General features: G+C 62.7%; 14 protein-coding genes. 6 read left to right on the top strand and 8 right to left on the bottom strand.

What is annotated here, in order from left to right; all coding sequences use genetic code 11:
* The first annotated feature begins 109 nt into the window (after positions 1-109).
* Positions 110-2,299: a TonB-dependent siderophore receptor gene (locus I8746_RS25765; RefSeq protein ID WP_088512523.1), complete on the top strand. Its 2,190-nt coding sequence runs from the start codon at positions 110-112 to the stop codon at positions 2,297-2,299.
* Positions 2,300-2,468: 169 nt separating this feature from the next.
* Here the strand turns inward: I8746_RS25765 and I8746_RS25770 are convergent, their stop codons facing one another.
* The 7 genes from I8746_RS25770 to gloB form a co-directional block, all read right to left on the bottom strand.
* Entirely contained in the window at positions 2,469-4,076 is a 1,608-nt protein-coding gene (locus I8746_RS25770; RefSeq protein ID WP_012051757.1) for an ABC transporter ATP-binding protein, read from the bottom strand.
* A gap of 1 nt (position 4,077) precedes the next feature.
* Positions 4,078-5,097 (bottom strand): ABC transporter permease, encoded by a 1,020-nt coding sequence (locus I8746_RS25775; protein ID WP_010954919.1) that lies wholly within the window; start codon positions 5,095-5,097, stop codon positions 4,078-4,080.
* 1 nt (position 5,098) lies between these two features.
* The gene (locus tag I8746_RS25780; protein WP_003251466.1) at positions 5,099-6,172 is read right to left on the bottom strand and encodes a microcin C ABC transporter permease YejB; all 1,074 of its coding nucleotides are present in this window, start codon (positions 6,170-6,172) and stop codon (positions 5,099-5,101) included.
* A 1-nt stretch (position 6,173) separates the two neighbouring features.
* The gene (locus I8746_RS25785; RefSeq protein ID WP_221101172.1) at positions 6,174-8,009 is read right to left on the bottom strand and encodes an extracellular solute-binding protein; all 1,836 of its coding nucleotides are present in this window, start codon (positions 8,007-8,009) and stop codon (positions 6,174-6,176) included.
* A complete protein-coding gene (locus tag I8746_RS25790) occupies positions 8,006-9,835 on the bottom strand; it encodes an extracellular solute-binding protein (RefSeq protein ID WP_041168382.1) in 1,830 nt (609 codons plus the stop codon). The genes I8746_RS25785 and I8746_RS25790 overlap by 4 nt, the downstream gene beginning before the upstream one ends.
* A 220-nt stretch (positions 9,836-10,055) precedes the next feature.
* Positions 10,056-11,486, bottom strand: coding sequence for a lytic transglycosylase domain-containing protein (locus I8746_RS25795; RefSeq protein ID WP_221101173.1), 1,431 nt, complete (start codon positions 11,484-11,486; stop codon positions 10,056-10,058).
* A 100-nt stretch (positions 11,487-11,586) separates the two neighbouring features.
* On the bottom strand, positions 11,587-12,366 hold the full coding sequence (gene gloB / locus I8746_RS25800; RefSeq protein ID WP_004576947.1) for a hydroxyacylglutathione hydrolase: 780 nt from the start codon (positions 12,364-12,366) through the stop codon (positions 11,587-11,589).
* An 85-nt stretch (positions 12,367-12,451) separates the two neighbouring features.
* On the opposite strand from gloB, the gene I8746_RS25805 reads away from it, so the two are divergent.
* From I8746_RS25805 to I8746_RS25820, 4 genes are all read left to right on the top strand, one after another.
* Positions 12,452-13,225, top strand: coding sequence for a class I SAM-dependent methyltransferase (locus tag I8746_RS25805; RefSeq protein WP_003251461.1), 774 nt, complete (start codon positions 12,452-12,454; stop codon positions 13,223-13,225).
* 15 nt (positions 13,226-13,240) lie between these two features.
* Positions 13,241-13,687 (top strand): ribonuclease HI, encoded by a 447-nt coding sequence (rnhA, locus tag I8746_RS25810; protein WP_003251460.1) that lies wholly within the window; start codon positions 13,241-13,243, stop codon positions 13,685-13,687.
* A gap of 50 nt (positions 13,688-13,737) precedes the next feature.
* A complete protein-coding gene (gene dnaQ / locus I8746_RS25815; protein ID WP_003251459.1) occupies positions 13,738-14,496 on the top strand; it encodes a DNA polymerase III subunit epsilon in 759 nt (252 codons plus the stop codon).
* A 265-nt stretch (positions 14,497-14,761) separates the two neighbouring features.
* Positions 14,762-17,011 (top strand): Orn/Lys/Arg decarboxylase N-terminal domain-containing protein, encoded by a 2,250-nt coding sequence (locus tag I8746_RS25820; RefSeq protein ID WP_029611831.1) that lies wholly within the window; start codon positions 14,762-14,764, stop codon positions 17,009-17,011.
* Here I8746_RS25820 and I8746_RS25825 read toward each other — a convergent pair.
* Entirely contained in the window at positions 16,995-17,213 is a 219-nt protein-coding gene (locus I8746_RS25825) for a hypothetical protein (RefSeq protein ID WP_003251457.1), read from the bottom strand. The two genes, I8746_RS25820 and I8746_RS25825, sit on opposite strands and share 17 nt — an antisense overlap.
* Before the next feature lie 156 nt (positions 17,214-17,369).
* Between I8746_RS25825 and chrR the strand changes: the two genes are divergently transcribed.
* Entirely contained in the window at positions 17,370-17,930 is a 561-nt protein-coding gene (chrR, locus tag I8746_RS25830; RefSeq protein WP_003251456.1) for a class I chromate reductase ChrR, read from the top strand.
* The last annotated feature ends 90 nt before the right edge of the window (positions 17,931-18,020 follow it).

The raw sequence follows: 18,020 nt of genomic DNA on the forward strand, positions 1-18,020 counted from the left end.
TCCTGATAAATGGCAGCCCTTTGCCACGTACCTGGGTTGATGTTTGTTTTTGGTAAGCATTACCATTTACATTTAGTTTCACTTCCTCAGCGCTGTCAGGAATTTACCAATGCCTTCCCGTATTCCCTCACGCCCCGCCTTACTGGCGATCTGCTGTTCCGTAACTCTGATGGCGCAGGCTGCCGAGCCGATTCAGCTGGAGGCGACCGATGTGAGCGCCGATGCCTTGAAAGCGCGGCCCGACGCGTTACCGGACGAGTTTGCCGGAGGTCAGGTTGCCCGTGGCGGGCGAATGGGCGTGCTGGGTAACCAGGACTACATGGATGTGCCGTTTACCATGACCAGTTATACCGCCAAGGTGATCGAGGACCAGCAGGCGGAGGATATCGGTGACGTCTTGGCCAACGATCCTTCGGTGCGTGAATCATTCGGCTTCGGCAACCAGTCCAAGGTGTTCGTGATCCGTGGTTTGCCGTTGGCTGGCGACGATATTTCATTCAATGGCCTGTACGGCATCTTGCCGCGACAGATCATGTCCACCGACGGCGTCGAGCGGGTCGAAGTGTTCAAGGGGCCCAATGCCTTCCTCAATGGCGTAAGCCCGACTGGCACCGGCCTGGGCGGCAACGTCAACCTGCAGCCCAAGCGCGCCGGCGATGAGCCGACCCGCCGCTATACCCAGGACATCAGCTCTGATGGCCGCATTGGCGAGCACCTGGATATCGGCCAGCGCTTCGGTGAGGACAACCGCTTCGGCGCGCGCCTGAACCTCAGCCAGCGTGAAGGTGAAACCGCCGTCGACGACCAGGACCAGCGCACCAAGCTGTTCACCGCTGGCCTGGACTACCGCGGCGACAACTTCCGCGTGTCGGCTGATATCGGCTACCAGAAACAGCGCATCAACCACCTGCGCAATTCGGTGCGCCTGGGCAGCACCGCGACCAAGGCCCCGACCGCACCGGATGCCAGTCACAACTATGGCCAGAACTGGAGTTACAGTGAGTCGGAAGATACCTTCGGCATGGTTCGTGGCGACTGGGACCTGAGCGACAACTGGACCGCCTACCTCGCCGGCGGCGCCCGTCACACGCGCGAGCAGGGTACCTACGGCACGCCGGTACTGGTCGGCAACAGCGGCGCAGCGACGATGACCGCTTCGGACATCGTGCACGGCGAAGACAACACCAGCTTCAGTACCGGCCTGAATGGGCGGCTGCAGACCGGGCCGATCAGCCACCAGATCGCCGTGGGAGCCAATACCATGTGGACCCAGGCGGAAAACGCCTACATCTTCTATTCGCCAATCAACACCAACATTTACGACACCGTGCAGCAGGCCAAGCCGGGCACGGTCACCAGCACGGGTGGCGACATGGGTGACCCTGGTGTCACCGGCAAGACTCGCGCGCGGAGCATCGCGATTTCCGACACCATTGGCGTCTTCGATGACCGCCTGTTGCTGACTTACGGCTTGCGACGGCAGCAACTGCGGGTGGAAAGCTACACCTACGATGGCACTGTTTCCCAAGGGCAGCCCAACCTGGCGAATGACGGCAGCCGCAAAGGCGACCCATACGAGGAGTCCATCACCACACCGGTCTATGGCATCGTTTTCAAGGCCACCGACAGCATTTCCTTGTATGCCAACCGCATCGAAGGCCTGGCGCAGGGGCCGACGGCGCCAGCCAATGTGTCGAACGCCAGCGAGATGTTCCCGCCAGGCCGCACCAAGCAGCTTGAGGCTGGTATCAAGTTCGACCGACAGACCTTTGGTGCGAACCTGGCCGTGTTCCGTATCGAGAAGCCTTCGGACGGCTACACCTTGAACAACGTCTTCGTTCGCGACGGCGAGCAGGTCAACAAAGGCCTGGAGTTGAGTCTGTTCGGCGAGCCAGTCCAGGGCTTGCGCCTGATGGCCGGCGGCACGCGCATGACCTCGGAACAGAAAAATACCGCCAACGGCAGCAACGATGGCAACCATGCCATCGGCGTGCCGACATTCCAGCTCAATGCCAGCGTCGACTGGGACGTGCCCGGCGTGCCGGGGCTGGCGCTGAATGCGAGGATGCTGCGCACCGGTGGCCAGTTCGTCGATGCGGCGAACAATGTCAGTCTGCCGACCTGGAACCGTTTCGATGCTGGTGCCCGCTACAAGTTGAAGGTAGCGGAGAAAGACCTGACCTTGCGGGTGAATGTGGAGAACTTGACCGACAAGAACTACTGGGCCTCGGCTAACGGCGGTTACCTGACCCAGGGTGACCCGCGGCTGGTGAAGTTCTCCGGGACCATCGATTTCTGATAACCCCGGACGTACGCAATCTCATCATTCCAGGTGTCCTACGCCCGATTGCGTCAGGGCGGCAGGGCGCCTGCCTTGGGTTTTGCGGTGTTGCGTAGATCGAGCGCCGCCCGCGCGGCGCTCGATCTCAAACACGCCGCAAGAATCAAGGCGAACACACACCCTTTCCCTAAGAAGCCTCAACCTCCAAAAACGCCGCCTCCAGCAACTGCCGCGTATAGGGATGCTGCGGCGCATGGAAGATTGCCTGCGCGTCCCCTTGCTCTACCACATGCCCATGCTTGATCACCATCAATTGATGGCTCAACGCCTTGACCACTGCCAGGTCATGGCTGATGAACAAGTAGGTCAGATTGTACTTTTGCTGCAGATTACGCAGCAGCTCGACCACTTGCCGCTGCACGGTACGGTCCAGCGCCGAGGTGGGCTCATCCAGCAGAATCAGCGCCGGCTTCAGCACCAGCGCCCGGGCAATCGCTATGCGCTGGCGCTGGCCACCCGAAAACTCATGGGGGTAGCGATGGCGCGTGCGGGGGTCCAGGCCTACTTCCTCCAGGGCCGCGATGATCGCCGCTTCCTGTTCCTGCGCGGTGCCAATGCCGTGGATGCGCAGCCCTTCGCCGACGATATCCGCTACGCACATGCGCGGGCTAAGGCTGCCAAACGGGTCCTGGAACACCACCTGCATTTCCCGCCGCAGGGGGCGCACGGCTTTCTGGTTCAGCCCTTCGAGGTTCTGCCCATGAAAGCGAATGCCGCCTTGGCTGGAAATCAGCCGCAAGATCGCCAGGCCCAATGTGGACTTGCCCGACCCGGATTCGCCAACAATGCCCAGCGTCTGGCCCTGGGGCAAGCTGAAGTTGACCCCGTCCACCGCCTTCACATGGTCGACCGTGCGCTGCAGAAAGCCCTTCTTGATCGGGAACCACACCTTGAGGTCATCCACTTCCAGCAACGGCGCGCCCACCGGATTGTGCGCCGGCAGCCCGCTGGGTTCGGCATTGATCAGCATCTGGGTGTAGTGGTGCTGTGGCGAGCTGAACAGCGTGGCGCATTCGGCTTGCTCGACAATTTGCCCGCGCTGCATCACGCACACGCGGTGGGCGATGCGGCGCACCAGGTTCAGGTCATGGCTGATCAGCAGCAGGGCCATGCCCATACGCGCCTGCAATTCCTTGAGCAGCTCGAGGATCTTCAGCTGCACGGTCACATCCAGCGCCGTGGTCGGCTCGTCGGCAATCAGCAGCTCGGGCTCGTTGGCCAGCGCCATGGCGATCATTACCCGCTGGCGCTGGCCGCCCGACAATTCGTGGGGCAGGGCCTTGAGGCGCTTGCGCGGCTCTGGAATGCCGACCATATCCAGCAACTCCAGGGTGCGCGCAGTCGCTTCCTTGCCCGTCAGGCCCTTGTGCAGCAGGAGGATTTCGTTGATCTGCTTTTCGATGCAATGCAGCGGGTTGAGCGAGGTCATCGGCTCCTGGAAGATCATCGCAATGCGGTTGCCGCGAATGCGCTGCAGGGTCTTCTCGCTCTGCTGCAGCAGGTCCTTGCCTTCGTAGCGAATGCTGCCGCTGGGGTGCCGGGCCAGGGGATAGGGCAGCAGGCGCAGGATCGAGTGCGCGGTGACCGATTTGCCCGAGCCACTCTCGCCCACCAGGGCCAGTGTCTCGCCTTTGCGAATATCGAAGCTGACGCCGTCCACCACCCGGTTGACCTGGTCCCCGGTCACGAACTCCACGGCCAGGTCCCGCACTTCGATCAGGTTCTGTTCACTCATGTCACTTCCTCGGGTCGAAGGCGTCGCGGGCGGATTCGCCGATGAACACCAGCAGGCTCAGCATCAGCGCCAGCACGGCAAAGGCGCTGATGCCCAGCCATGGCGCTTGCAGGTTGGACTTGCCCTGCGCCACCAGTTCGCCCAGCGAGGGCGAACCGGCGGGCAGGCCGAAGCCGAGGAAGTCCAGGGCGGTGAGGGTGCCGATGGCGCCGGTGAGAATGAATGGCATGAAGGTCATGGTCGAGATCATGGCGTTGGGCAGGATGTGCCGGTACATGATCGCGCCGTTGCGCATGCCCAGGGCGCGCGCGGCGCGCACGTATTCCAGGTTGCGCCCGCGCAGGAACTCGGCGCGTACCACGTCCACCAGGCTCATCCACGAGAACAGCAGCATGATGCCCAGCAGCCACCAGAAGTTGGGCTGCACGAAGCTGGCCAGGATGATCAGCAGGTACAACACAGGCAGGCCGGACCAGATTTCCAGAAAGCGTTGCCCGGCGAGGTCGACCCAACCCCCGTAGAACCCCTGCAGGGCGCCTGCGATGACGCCAACAATGGAGCTGGCCACGGTCAAGGTGAGGGCAAACAGAACCGAGATGCGGAAGCCGTAGATCACCCGCGCCAGCACGTCGCGGCCCTGGTCGTCGGTGCCCAGCCAGTTGTCCGCCGAAGGTGGGGCGGGGGCGGGGACGCGCAGGTCATAGTTGATGCTCTGGTAGCTGAACGGAATGGGCGCCCACAGCACGAAGCTGTCTTTCTTCGCCAGCAGTTCGCGGATGTAGGGGCTCTTGTAGTTGGCTTCCAGCGGGAATTCTCCGCCGAAGGTGGTTTCCGGGTAGCGCTTGAACGCCGGGAAGTACCATTGGCCGTCGTAACGTACGGCGATCGGTTTGTCGTTGGCGATCAGTTCGGCGCCCAGGCTCAGCCCGAACAGAATCAGGAACAGCCACAGCGACCACCAGCCACGGCGGTTGGCCTTGAAACGCTCGAAGCGCCGGCGGTTGAGGGGGGACAAGGCCATGTCAGTGCTCCCGGCTGGCAAAGTCGATGCGCGGATCGACCAAGGTGTAGGTCAGGTCGCCGATCAGTTTCACCACCAGCCCTAGCAGGGTGAAGATGAACAGGGTGCCGAAGACCACCGGGTAGTCGCGGTTGATGGCCGCTTCGAAACTCATCAGGCCCAGGCCGTCGAGGCTGAAGATCACCTCGATCAGCAAGGAGCCTGTGAAGAAGATGCCGATGAACGCCGAAGGGAAACCGGCGATCACCAGCAGCATGGCGTTGCGGAACACATGACCGTACAGCACCCGTGATCGGCTCAGGCCCTTGGCTTTGGCGGTGACCACGTATTGTTTGTTGATCTCGTCGAGGAAGCTGTTCTTGGTCAGCAGGGTCATGGTGGCGAAGTTGCCGATGACCAGCGCGGTGATTGGCAGCACCAGGTGCCAGAAGTAGTCCAGCACCTTGCCGGTGGTGCTCAGTTCGTCGAAGTTGTTGGAGGTGAGGCCACGCAGGGGGAACCAGTCGAAGTAGCTGCCACCGGCGAACAGCACGATCAGCAGGATGGCGAACAGGAACGCCGGGATGGCGTAGCCGACGATGATCGCCGAACTGGTCCACACGTCGAAGTGGCTGCCGTGGCGCACGGCCTTGGCGATCCCCAGCGGGATCGACACCAGGTACATGATCAGCGTGCTCCACAGCCCCAGCGAGATCGAAACCGGCATCTTCTCGGCGATCAGGTCGATCACCTTGGCGTCGCGGAAGAAACTGTCGCCGAAGTCCAGCCGGGCGTAGTTCTTGACCATGATCCACAGGCGCTCGGGCGGCGACTTGTCGAAGCCGTACATGCGCTCGATTTCAGCGATCAGGGCCGGGTCCAGGCCCTGGGCGCCGCGGTAGTTGGAGCCGGCCACGGAAACCTCGGCGCCGCCACCTGCAATGCGGCTGGTGGCGCCTTCGAAGCCTTCGAGTTTGGCGATCATTTGCTCGACCGGGCCACCGGGGGCGGCCTGGACGATGATGAAGTTGATGATGAGGATGCCGAACAGGGTCGGAATGATCAGCAGCAGGCGGCGCAGGATGTAGGCCAGCATCTTAATTGGCCTCGTCCGCAGGCGCTTCGCTGACCGCCGGGGTTACATCGGGCTTGATCCACCAGGTGTCGATGCCGATGTCGTACTTGGGCGACACGTTCGGGTGGCCGATGTGGTTCCAGTAGGCCACACGCCAGGTCTTGATGTGCCAGTTGGGGATCACGTAGTAGCCCCACAGCAACACGCGGTCGAGGGCGCGGCAGTGGTCGACCAGGCTCTGGCGCGAGTCGGCGTTGATCAGCTGGTCCACCAGTTGGTCGATGGCCGGGTCGCGCAGGCCGATGAAGTTGCGGCTGCCGGGGTTGTCGGCGGCGGCGCTGGACCAGAACTCGCGCTGCTCGTTGCCTGGCGAGTTGGATTGCGGGTAGCCGCCAACGATCATGTCGTAGTCACGCGAGCGCAGGCGGGTGATGTATTGCGAAACGTCGACGCGGCGAATGTTCAGCTCGATACCGAGGTCGGCAAGGTTGCGCTTGAACGGCAGCAGAATGCGTTCGAACTCGGTCTGCGCCAGCAGGAACTCGATGCTTGCCGGCTTGCCTTGGGCGTCGACCATCTTGTCGTCGACGATTTTCCAGCCGGCTTCCTGCAACAGCTTGTAGGCCTGGCGCTGTTGCTCGCGGATCATGCCGCTGCCGTCACTGACCGGGTTGTGGAAGACCTCGGTAAATACTTGCTCGGGCACTTTGCCGCGCAGTGGTTCGAGGATTTTCAGCTCGTTGGGGCTGGGTAGGCCGTGGGCGGCCATTTCTGAGTTGTCGAAGTAGCTGCCGGTACGGGTGTAGGCGCCGTTGAACAGCTGCTTGTTGGTCCACTCGTAGTCCAGCAGCAGGCTCAGGGCCTGGCGCACACGCACATCCTGGAACACCGGGCGGCGGATGTTGAAAATGAAGCCCTGCATACCGGTGGGGTTGCCGTTGGGCAGCTCTTCCTTGATCAGGCGACCTTCGCGCACGGCGGGCACGTTGTAGGCGGTGGCCCAGTTCTTTGCACTGACTTCCAGGCCATAGTCGAATGCCCCGGCCTTGAGGGCCTCCAGGGCGACGGTGGTGTCGCGGTAGGCGTCGAAGGTCATGACATCGAAGTTGTAGAAGCCACGGTTGATGGGCAGGTCCTTGGCCCAGTAATCCTTGACCCGTTCGTAGCGCACCGAGCGCCCGGCCTTGACCTCGGCGACCTTGTACGGGCCGCTGCCCAACGGGATTTCCAGGTTGCCGCGGTTGAACTCGCGGTTTTCGTACCAGTGCTTGGGCAGTACCGGCAGCTGGCCGAGAATCAATGGCAGCTCGCGGTTGTTCTTGTGCTTGAACTTGAACAGCACCTTGAGTGGATCTTCGGCGACCACTTCGGCGACGTCGGCGTAGTACTGGCGGTACAGCGGGGCGCCGTCCTTGATCAGGGCGTTGAACGTGAACACCACGTCGTCGGCGCGCATCGGATGGCCGTCATGGAAGCGCGCTTCGGGGCGCAGGTAGAAGCGTACCCAGCTGTTGTCCGGGGCCTTTTCGATCTTGCCGGCCACCAGGCCGTATTCGGTGAACGGTTCATCCTGGCTCTGGCGCATCAGGGTGTCATAGATAATGCCGATGTTCTCGGCCGCCACGCCTTTGTTGATGAACGGGTTGAGGCTGTCGAAGCCGCCGAAGCTGGACTGGCGGAAGGTGCCGCCCTTGGGCGCATCCGGGTTGACGTAGTCGAAGTGCTTGAAGTCGGCGGGGTACTTGGGTGGCTCGTCGTAAAGGGTGAGCGCGTGCTGCGGTGCGGCCAGCGCGGGAAGGCTCAGGCAGGCGAGCAACAGGCTGCCTGCCAGCCGGCGCAGACGGTGCGTTGGCGTCATTGGGCTTTCTCCGAAGTCTTGATCCACCAGCTGTTCAGCCCAAGGGTGTAGGGCGGCGTGGTGACGAAGGCGAACCGGTTGCGGTAGGCCAGGCGATGGTTGTCGAGGTACCAGTTGGGGATCATGTAGTAGTGCCATGAAAGCACGCGGTCCAGGGCGCGGGCAGCGGCGACCTGGTCATCGCGGGTGCGGGCGGCGAGCAGGGTGTCGAGCAGGTGGTCGACCACCGGGTCCTTGACCCCAGCATAGTTCTTGCTGCCCTTTGTCGCGGCCTGGCTGGAATGGAAATACAGCCACTGTTCGAGGCCGGGGCTGAGGGTCTGGTTCAGGGTCATCAGAATCATGTCGAAATCGAACTGGTCCAGGCGTTGTTTGTACTGGGCACGGTCCACGGTGCGCAAGCGCGCATCGATGCCGATGCTGGACAGGTTTTCGACATAAGGTTGCAGGATGCGTTCAAGGTTGGGGTTTACCAACAGCAGCTCCATGCGCAGCTGCTGGCCCTTGCTGTCGACCAGGCGCTGGCCGTTCAGCTTCCACCCGGCTTCAGCGAGCAGGCCCAAGGCCTGGCGCAGGGTCTGACGGCTAATGCCACGGCCATCGGTGTGGCTGACCTTGTACGGTTCGCTGAACAGCTTGGCGGGCAACTGGTCTCGGAACGGCGCCAGCAGCAGCCACTCCTTGCCGGTGGGCAGGCCGCTGGCGGCGAACTCGCTGTTGGGGTAGTAGCTGGTCGAGCGGCGGTAGGCGCTGCTGAACAGCGCGCGGTTGGTCCACTCGAAATCCAGCATCAGCCCCAGCGCCTGGCGTACCCGCGGGTCACTGAACGCGGCCCGGCGGCTGTTCATGAACAGGCCCTGTGTTTGCGTGGGAATGCTGTGCGGGATTTGTGCCTTGATCACTTCACCGCGGCGCACTGCAGGGAAGTTGTAACCGTTGGCCCAGTTTTTTGCCTGGTGCTCGATATAGATGTCGAACTCGCCGGCCTTGAAGGCTTCGAAGGCCACCGTCGCGTCGCGATAGAACTCGTATTCGACCCGATTGAAATTGTACTTGCCACGGTTGACCGCCAGGTCTTTGCCCCAGTAGTTCTTCACCCGTTCAAACACCAGGCGTCGTCCGGGTTGTACCTGGGTGATGCGGTAGGGGCCGCTGCCCAACGGGGGCTCGAAGGTGGTGGCCTTGAAGTCGCGCTTCTGCCAGTAGTGTTTGGGCAGCACCGGCATTTCGCCCAGACGCAGGATCAGCAGCGGGTTGCCGGCGCGTTTGAACACGAAGCGGATGCGTAGCGGGCCGAGGATGTCTACCCGCTGCACTTCCTGCAGGTTGGTGCGGTAGATCGGGTGGCCATCCTTGAGCAGCGTGCGGTACGAGAAGGCCACGTCAGCCGAGGTGATGGGCTGGCCGTCATGCCAGCGGGCTTCGGGGCGCAGGTTGAACACCACCCAGCTGCGGTCCTCGCTGTACTCCACCGAGCGGGCGATCAGGCCGTAGCTGGAGGTTGGCTCGTCACCGGACGGGTCGTACTGGCCAGTGCCGACCATCAGTGGCTCGTTCAGCTCACTGATGCCGTACTGCTGGAAATTGGGCGTGGTAATCGGGCTCGACCCTTTGAAGGTGTAGGGGTTGAGCGTGTCGAAGGTACCAAAAGCCATGGCCCGCAACGTGCCGCCCTTGGGCGCTTGCGGGTTGACCCAGTCGAAGTGGGTGAAGGTGGCTGGGTACTTGAGCGTGCCGAACTGCGCGTATCCGTGGCTTTCGCTCACCATCGCGGCTGCGGGAAAGCTCAAGGCCAGGCTGAGTGACAGCAGGAGGGGACGTATCAAGTCGGCATCCGATCCAGAGGCGTTGGGCTTTGATCGAGTACAGTAACAGCTTGGTGGGGTTGGAAAAAGAGAGGGGCTGGGGTTTTCCAGTGGCTGGGTTTTCAGCCCCATTCGCGGGCACGCCCGCTCCCACAGGTACGGCACCGGCTTTGAGGGCTGTGAAAAACCTGTGGGAGCGGGCGTGCCCGCGAATGGGCTGCAAAGCAGCCCCTGTAACGACTCAATGCCCGAGGTAGACGGTCAGGGTCTGGCCTGGCTTGAGGGCATGGCCGCTGCGTGGGTTCCAGCGCTTGAGGTGCTTCATTTCCACATTGAAGCGCTTGGCCACCAGGTACAGGGAATCGCCCTTGCGGACCTTGTATTGCGTGGAGCGCTTTCCGGAGGCGGCAACCCGGTTGCCGGCGGCGCTCGGTGCACTGCCACCGCGCAGGGCTAGCACCTGGCCAGCACGCAGACTGTTGCCGGACAAACGGTTCCAGCGCTTGATGTCCTTGACCGACACACGGTTGGCCTTGGCGATGGCGCTCAGGTTATCGCCACGCTTGACCCGGTAGCTGCGTGCCCCCACCGGTGCCTTGGCTTCGGCCACGGCCCGGGCAAACGCTGCTTTCGGCGGTTGCAGGCTGACCAGTTGCTCCGGGTTGAGGTTGGACAGGCTGGCACTGAGCAACTGCGCCTTGGCGGTGGGTACCAGCAGCTGTTTCGGGCCATCGACGGTCATGCGCTTCTTGAATGCCGGGTTGAGCTGGATCAGCTCGTCCTCGTCGATGTTGGCAAAGGCCGCGACCCGGGTAAGGTCCAGGCGATCATTGATCGCCACCGCTTCGAAGTACGGTTCGTTGGCGATCGGGGTGAGATTGACACCATAGGCTTCTGGCGTGGACACCACCTGCGACAGTGCCAGCAACTTGGGTACGTAGTCGCGGGTTTCCTGTGGTAGCGGCAGGTTCCAGTAGTCGGTCGGCAGGCCGAGCCTTTCGTTGCGCTCGATGGCTCGGCTGACGGTGCCTTCGCCGGCATTGTAGGCCGCCAGGGCCAACAGCCAGTCGCCGTTGAACATGTCGTGCAGGCGGGTCAGGTAGTCCAGCGCGGCGTTGGTCGACGCGGTGACATCGCGGCGGCCGTCATAGAAGTTGGTCTGGCGCAGGTTGAAGTGGCGACCGGTAGCCGGCATGAACTGCCACATGCCGGCAGCGCTGGCGCGTGAGTAGGCCATGGGGTTGTAGGCACTTTCGATGGCTGGCAGCAGGGCCAGTTCCAGCGGCATGTCGCGTTCTTCAAGGCGCTCGACGATGTAGTGCAGGTAGAGGCTGCCACGTTCCCCGGCGCTTTCGATGAAGGTCGGGTTGCTGGCGAACCACAAGCGCTGCTGTTCGATGCGCGGGTTGACGTCGATGCTGTCCTGCAGGGCGAAGCCCTGGCGCATGCGCTCCCAGACATCCTGCGGCGCCTGCTCGGCCGGCTTGACCAGCAGCGGAGAAGGCTTGTGCTTGATCCGCGCCTGGTAGTTGTGCGCGCGAACGCTATCGGATTCGTCGAGCTGACGGGTGCTCTGGCAGCCCACCAAGGTGGCGGCCAGGGCCAGCGCACTGATTTGGGCCAGGCGCGTCAGGGCGACGGAATGAGAGGTTCTGCGGCTACGGGAAGACATCGGCTGATACAGGTATCCGGGCGAAAAAGTTCGGCGATTCTAGAAACCGCTCCGGGCCTGGTCAACCTTTGACCATCACTTGCGATATATCTTGCGGTTATCAGAAGGTGTCCTTCCAAGACCTCAAGGCAGCAAAAACAGCGACATGCGTGGTGTTTGAATGTCCCTTCCATTCGTCTGCTTTTTGTTTAACTAATGTTTCAGAGGTACGCAGAAAGGGGTTGGTCAGGCGCTCCAGTCCGATCGTTGATGGCAAACTGATGCGATTTTCGGCGCGCAAACGGCTAACGTCCTCGAACCGTTGTTGAACGTGCGGGTTGGTCGGTTCCACCGCCTTGGCGAAACGCAGGTTGCTGAGGGTGTACTCATGGGCGCAGTACACTGCTGTCTGCTCTGGCAGGGCCGCCAGGCGGGCGAGGGCCGGCTGCATCTGTTCGGGTGTACCTTCGAACATGCGCCCGCAACCGGCGGCGAACAGGGTATCGCCACTGAACAGGATGGGTGTTGCTGGCTGGTCGCTGAAGAAGGCGATATGCCCCAGGGTGTGGCCGGGTACCGCCAGCACCTGGAAAGTCACACCCAGCACGTCCACCCTGTCGCCTTCGTCCAGTGCCAGGTCGCGGCCGGGAATGCGTTCGTTGGCGGGGCCACAGACCCGTGCGCCGGTCAATTGCCTGAGCCGCTCCACACCGCCGACATGGTCATTGTGGTGGTGGGTGACGAGGATGTCGCTCAGCACCCATTCGGGGTTGGCAGCCAGCCAGCGCTCCACCGGGCCGGCATCGCCCGGGTCGACCACCGCACAACGGCGTTTGGCAGTATCCTGTAACAACCAGATGTAGTTGTCGGAGAAAGCGGGGAGAGCATCGATCTGTATCATGGTGCGGATCCGATTCGCCTAGCGTGGCACATGAGGGCATCTTAGCCGCGATGGCGCGGTGGGAGAACCTTCGAGGGAGAGCGCAATGACCGACCAAGCTTTTGCACAGGCCGACCCGGACTGGGTCGAGCTGATCAGCCTGGCCCGTGAGTGGTTCAACGGCCCACTTGGGCAACTGATGCTCAAGGAGGAGGACAAACTGCTGGAAGAAGAGCTCGGGCGCTTCTTTGGCGGCTATCTCGTGCATTACGGGCCCTGCGCCGAGCCACCGCCCAGAGCCCCCCAGGTGCAGCGTAACGTGCGCCTTGGTGCGCCCTTGCCGGGTGTGGAGATTGTCTGCGAAGAACAGGCCTGGCCGTTGAGCGAGCACGCTGCCGACGTGGTGGTGCTGCAGCATGGCCTGGACTTCTGCCTGTCGCCCCATGGCCTGCTGCGCGAGGCCGCCAGTGCCGTCCGCCCGGGCGGGCACCTGCTGATCGTGGGGATCAACCCCTGGAGCAGCTGGGGCATGCGCCATTTCTTCAGTCACGGTGCTCTGCGCAAGGCGCGCTGCATCTCGCCCTCCCGGGTGGGCGACTGGCTCAACCTGCTGGGCTTCGCGCTGGAGAAACGCCGCTTCGGGTGCTATCGTCCGCCGCTTGCCTCACCTGCCTGGCAGCAACGCCTGGAGGGCTGGGAGCGACTGGCCGGCGGCTGGCAGGGCTCCGGTGGCGGGGTGTACCTGCTGGTGGCGCGCAAGATGGTGGTAGGCCTGCGGCCTTTGCGGCCGGAACGCCGCGAGCCAATGGGCAAGCTGCTGCCGCTGCCACTGGCGAAAGTCAACCGCACCGCAGCCAACCCCGAAACTGACAAGCACTGAATTCAAGAGTGGTACATGAGCGATAGCGTCGAGATGTTTACGGATGGTGCCTGCAAGGGCAACCCTGGCCCGGGTGGCTGGGGCGTGCTGATGATCTACAAGGGCGTCGAGAAGGAACTGTGGGGCGGCGAACGTGAGACCACCAACAACCGCATGGAGCTGATGGCCGCGATCCAGGGCCTGATGTCGCTCAAGCGTGAATGCGAGGTGGTACTGACCACCGACTCGCAGTACGTGATGAAGGGCATCAACGAATGGATGGTCAACTGGAAGAAGCGCGGCTGGAAGACCGCCGCCAAGGAGCCGGTGAAGAACGCTGACTTGTGGCAGCAGCTCGATGAGCAGGTCAACCGCCACAAGGTGACCTGGAAGTGGGTACGCGGCCATATCGGCCACCCCGGCAACGAACGCGCCGACCAGCTGGCCAACCGTGGGGTCGATGAGGTGCGCGCCCAGCGTTGAGCTGGGGTACAATCGCGGCCTTTGTAACGGATGCAAGTTGGAGCGCCCGCGTGGAGCAGCAGCAAGATAAACGGTTCGTCATTCTCGATACCGAAACCACGGGTATGCCGGTTGGCGAAGGCCACCGGATCATCGAGATCGGCTGTGTCGAGGTCATCGGCCGGCGCCTGACCGGGCGGCACTTCCACGTCTACCTGCAGCCCGACCGCGAGAGTGACGAGGGCGCGATCAACGTTCACGGCATCACGGATGCCTTCCTGGTCGGCAAGCCCCGCTTTGGTGATGTCGCCGAGGAGTTCTTCCAGTTCATCCAGGGCGCCACGCTGGTCATCCACAACGCGGCGTTCGACGTTGGCTTCATCAACAACGAATTCGCCTTGCTGGGCCAGCAGGACCGTGCCGACATTTCGCAGCATTGCACCATTCTGGACACCCTGCTGCTGGCACGTTCGCGCCACCCGGGGCAGCGCAACAGCCTGGATGCGCTGTGCAAACGCTACGACATCGACAACTCGGGCCGTGAGTTGCACGGCGCACTGCTCGACTCGGAACTGCTGGCCGACGTTTACCTGGCAATGACCGGTGGCCAGACCAGCCTGTCGTTGGCTGGGAATGGCGCAGATGCCGAAGAGGACGGGCAGGGCGCTGGCGGCAGCGAGATCCGCCGGATTGTCGGGCGTGCGCCAGGGCGGGTGATCATGGCCAGCGCTGAAGAGCTGGAGGCGCATGCCGAGCGGCTGGCGGCCATTGCCAAGTCGGCGGGTGGGCCTTCGCTGTGGCAGGCCCTGACTGAGACGCCAGCCGGCTGATCTTTCGCCCTGCAACAGAAGTGGAGATCGTTGGAGGCGCGGGTTTACCTGCCGAATACGGTGGCGGCTGCGGCGGTGAATGGCGGGGGCAGATTGGCCAGCAGGCCCGGCCCTTTCGCGGGTAAACCCGCTCCTACGACGGCCTGTGTCCAATCACCGACCGGTGCCCAGCAGGAGCGGGTTTACCCGCGAAAGGTCCAGTACAGGCAATACAAGGCTCAACTACCCTGAAATGGACGCCATGTCCTTCGGAGGTAGCCACCTGATGTACAAGGACCTCAAGTTCCCGATCCTCATCGTCCACCGCGCCATCAAGGCCGACAGTGTTGCTGGCGAACGTGTGCGCGGCATCGCCGAGGAATTGCGCCAGGATGGCTTTGCCATTCTCGCCGCCGCTGACCACGCCGAAGCGCGCCTGGTCGCTGCCACCCACCACGGCCTGGCCTGCATGCTCATTGCGGCCGAAGGCGCTGGCGAGAACACCCATCTGCTGCAGAACATGGCCGAGCTGATTGGCCTGGCCCGCCTGCGTGCACCCAACCTGCCGATCTTCGCCCTGGGCGAGCAGGTGACCCTGGAAAATGCTCCCGCCGAAGCCATGAGCGAGCTCAACCAGCTGCGTGGCATCCTTTACCTGTTCGAAGACACCGTGCCGTTTCTCGCCCGCCAGGTGGCGCGTGCTGCACACACCTACCTCGACGGCCTGCTGCCGCCGTTCTTCAAGGCGCTGGTGCAGCACACTGCGCAGTCCAACTACTCCTGGCACACCCCGGGCCATGGTGGCGGTGTGGCCTATCATAAAAGCCCGGTAGGCCAAGCCTTTCACCAGTTCTTCGGGGAAAACACCCTGCGCTCGGACCTGTCCGTTTCCGTGCCGGAGCTGGGTTCGCTGCTCGACCACACAGGCCCGCTGGCCGAAGCCGAGGCCAGGGCGGCGCGCAACTTCGGCGCCGACCACACCTTCTTCGTCATCAATGGTACCTCCACGGCCAACAAGATCGTCTGGCACGCCATGGTCGGTCGTGACGACCTGGTGCTGGTGGACCGCAACTGCCACAAGTCGGTGGTGCACGCGATCATCATGACGGGTGCCATCCCGCTGTACCTGTGCCCGGAGCGCAACGAACTGGGCATCATCGGCCCGATCCCGCTCAGCGAGTTCAGTCCCGAGGCGATCGCCGCGAAGATTCAGGCCAACCCCCTTGCCCGTGATCGTGGCCAGCGTATCAAGCTGGCGGTAGTGACCAACTCCACCTACGACGGGCTGTGTTACCACGCCGGGCTGATCAAGCAGGCCCTGGGTGCCAGTGTCGAGGTGCTGCACTTCGACGAGGCCTGGTTTGCCTATGCTGCGTTCCACGACTTTTTCACCGGGCGCTACGCCATGGGCACCGCCTGCGCGGCAGACAGCCCGCTGGTGTTCAGTACCCATTCCACCCACAAGCTGCTCGCGGCGTTCAGCCAGGCTTCGATGATTCATGTGCAGGACGGGGCCAGGCGGCAGCTGGACCGGGACCGTTTCAACGAAGCGTTCATGATGCACATCTCTACCTCGCCGCAGTACAGCATTCTCGCCTCGCTGGATGTGGCTTCGGCGATGATGGAAGGGCCGGCCGGGCGCTCGCTGCTGCAGGAGATGTTCGACGAGGCGTTGAGTTTTCGTCGTGCCCTGGCCAACCTGCGTGAGCACATTGCCGCAGAGGACTGGTGGTTCAGCATCTGGCAGCCGCCCAGTGCCGAGGGCATCCCCCGTCTGGCCGCGCAGGACTGGTTGTTGCAGCCGGGGGCGCAATGGCATGGTTTTGGTGAAGTGGCGGCCGACTACGTGCTGCTCGACCCGCTGAAAGTGACTTTGGTGATGCCGGGCCTGAGCGCTGATGGTGTGCTGGGCGTGCACGGCATCCCGGCGGCAGTCGTCAGCAAGTTTCTCTGGGAGCGCGGGCTGGTGGTGGAAAAAACCGGCCTGTACAGCTTCCTGGTGCTGTTTTCCATGGGCATCACCAAGGGCAAGTGGAGCACCTTGCTCACCGAACTGCTGGAGTTCAAGCGCCACTATGACGGCAACACCCCACTCAGCAGCTGCCTGCCCAGTGTGGGGGCTGCCGACGCCTTGCGCTACCAGGGCATGGGCCTGCGCGACCTGTGCGACCAGTTACATGACTGCTACCGCGCCAATGCCACGGCCAAGCAGCTGAAGCGGCTGTTCACCCGTTTGCCGGAGGTGGCCGTAAGCCCGGCCCAGGCCTATGACAAGATGGTGCGTGGCGAAGTGGAGGCGGTGCCGATCGAGGCACTACTGGGGCGTGTGGCGGCGGTGATGCTGGTGCCGTACCCGCCTGGCATCCCGTTGATCATGCCAGGTGAGCGGTTCACCGAGGCGACCCGCTCGATTCTGGACTACCTGGCATTCGCCCGAGCATTCAACCAGGGTTTTCCGGGGTTCGTCGCCGATGTGCACGGCCTGCAGCACGAAGGGGGCCGCTACACCGTGGACTGCATCACGGAATGCGCGTGATCTCGACGCCGGAGCGTGCCAGTTCGAAACGGTTATCACCCAGGTGGTTGACCTTGTCGCCGATGGCCAGGCGGTAGGTGGTGATGGGGGCGCCCAGCGTGCTGCCGTCGAGTTGCAGGGTGGATTCCTGAAACTCGTGCACGGGGTAGATGCGGCCTTCGGCGTCACGGGCGTGGAATTGGCCGACCATTACTGCTGCCATTTGGGTGGAAACCTCTGAATTACGTAGGAAATGTATGAAGTCATAGACCGTGAAACAGATGCGGAAGTTTTCGTCCTGCGGAAAAAAAACTTAGGCACTGGAGAACGGTCATCTATAACTACAACGTCTATTTAACCCGCAAAGGTTGGAATTGCCATGAGCCAGGTGTATTCGGTAGCAGTCGTCGTGGGCAGCTTGCGCAAGGAGTCCTACAACCGCAAGGTCGCCCGCGCACTTTCGGAGCTGGCGCCGTCCAGCCTCGCGCTGAAGATCGTCGAGATTGGCGACCTGCCGCTGTACAACGAAGATATCGAAGCCGAGGCACCGCCGGAAACCTGGAAGCGTTTTCGCGATGAAATCCGCCGCAGTGATGCGGTGCTGTTCGTCACCCCGGAATACAACCGCTCGGTGCCAGGCTGCCTGAAAAATGCCATCGATGTGGGTTCGCGTCCTTACGGGCAAAGTGCCTGGAGCGGCAAGCCGACGGCGGTGGTGAGTGTGTCGCCGGGGGCGATTGGTGGCTTTGGCGCCAACCATGCGGTGCGCCAGTCGCTGGTGTTTCTCGACATGCCCTGCATGCAGATGCCCGAGGCTTACCTTGGCGGTGCGGCGAGCTTGTTCGAGGATTCGGGCAAGCTCAACGACAAGACGCGACCGTTCTTGCAGGCGTTTGTCGACAGGTTTGCTTCATGGGTGAAGTTGAACAGGGCGGTCTGAGCCCCTAATCCTACTGTGCAACGCCCCTGTGTAGGCGCGGGTTTACCCGCGAATGCGGCATTGAATTTGCCGACGCATTCGCGGGTAAAC

Origin of the sequence: Pseudomonas sp. USTB-Z, from assembly GCF_019691255.1 — a bacterium.
Classification (GTDB): domain Bacteria; phylum Pseudomonadota; class Gammaproteobacteria; order Pseudomonadales; family Pseudomonadaceae; genus Aquipseudomonas; species Aquipseudomonas alloputida.

What these genes read in the sequence shown, in the direction of transcription:
- I8746_RS25795 (WP_221101173.1), bottom strand. Translation starts at nt 11,486, where the DNA reads ATGTCTTCCCGTAGCCGCAGAACCTCTCATTCCGTCGCCCTGACGCGC.
- rnhA (WP_003251460.1), top strand. Translation starts at nt 13,241, where the DNA reads ATGAGCGATAGCGTCGAGATGTTTACGGATGGTGCCTGCAAGGGCAAC.
- I8746_RS25785 (WP_221101172.1), bottom strand. Translation starts at nt 8,009, where the DNA reads ATGACGCCAACGCACCGTCTGCGCCGGCTGGCAGGCAGCCTGTTGCTC.
- I8746_RS25820 (WP_029611831.1), top strand. Translation starts at nt 14,762, where the DNA reads ATGTACAAGGACCTCAAGTTCCCGATCCTCATCGTCCACCGCGCCATC.
- I8746_RS25780 (WP_003251466.1), bottom strand. Translation starts at nt 6,172, where the DNA reads ATGCTGGCCTACATCCTGCGCCGCCTGCTGCTGATCATTCCGACCCTG.
- I8746_RS25825 (WP_003251457.1), bottom strand. Translation starts at nt 17,213, where the DNA reads ATGGCAGCAGTAATGGTCGGCCAATTCCACGCCCGTGACGCCGAAGGC.
- I8746_RS25805 (WP_003251461.1), top strand. Translation starts at nt 12,452, where the DNA reads ATGACCGACCAAGCTTTTGCACAGGCCGACCCGGACTGGGTCGAGCTG.
- I8746_RS25775 (WP_010954919.1), bottom strand. Translation starts at nt 5,097, where the DNA reads ATGGCCTTGTCCCCCCTCAACCGCCGGCGCTTCGAGCGTTTCAAGGCC.
- I8746_RS25765 (WP_088512523.1), top strand. Translation starts at nt 110, where the DNA reads ATGCCTTCCCGTATTCCCTCACGCCCCGCCTTACTGGCGATCTGCTGT.
- gloB (WP_004576947.1), bottom strand. Translation starts at nt 12,366, where the DNA reads ATGATACAGATCGATGCTCTCCCCGCTTTCTCCGACAACTACATCTGG.
- I8746_RS25770 (WP_012051757.1), bottom strand. Translation starts at nt 4,076, where the DNA reads ATGAGTGAACAGAACCTGATCGAAGTGCGGGACCTGGCCGTGGAGTTC.
- chrR (WP_003251456.1), top strand. Translation starts at nt 17,370, where the DNA reads ATGAGCCAGGTGTATTCGGTAGCAGTCGTCGTGGGCAGCTTGCGCAAG.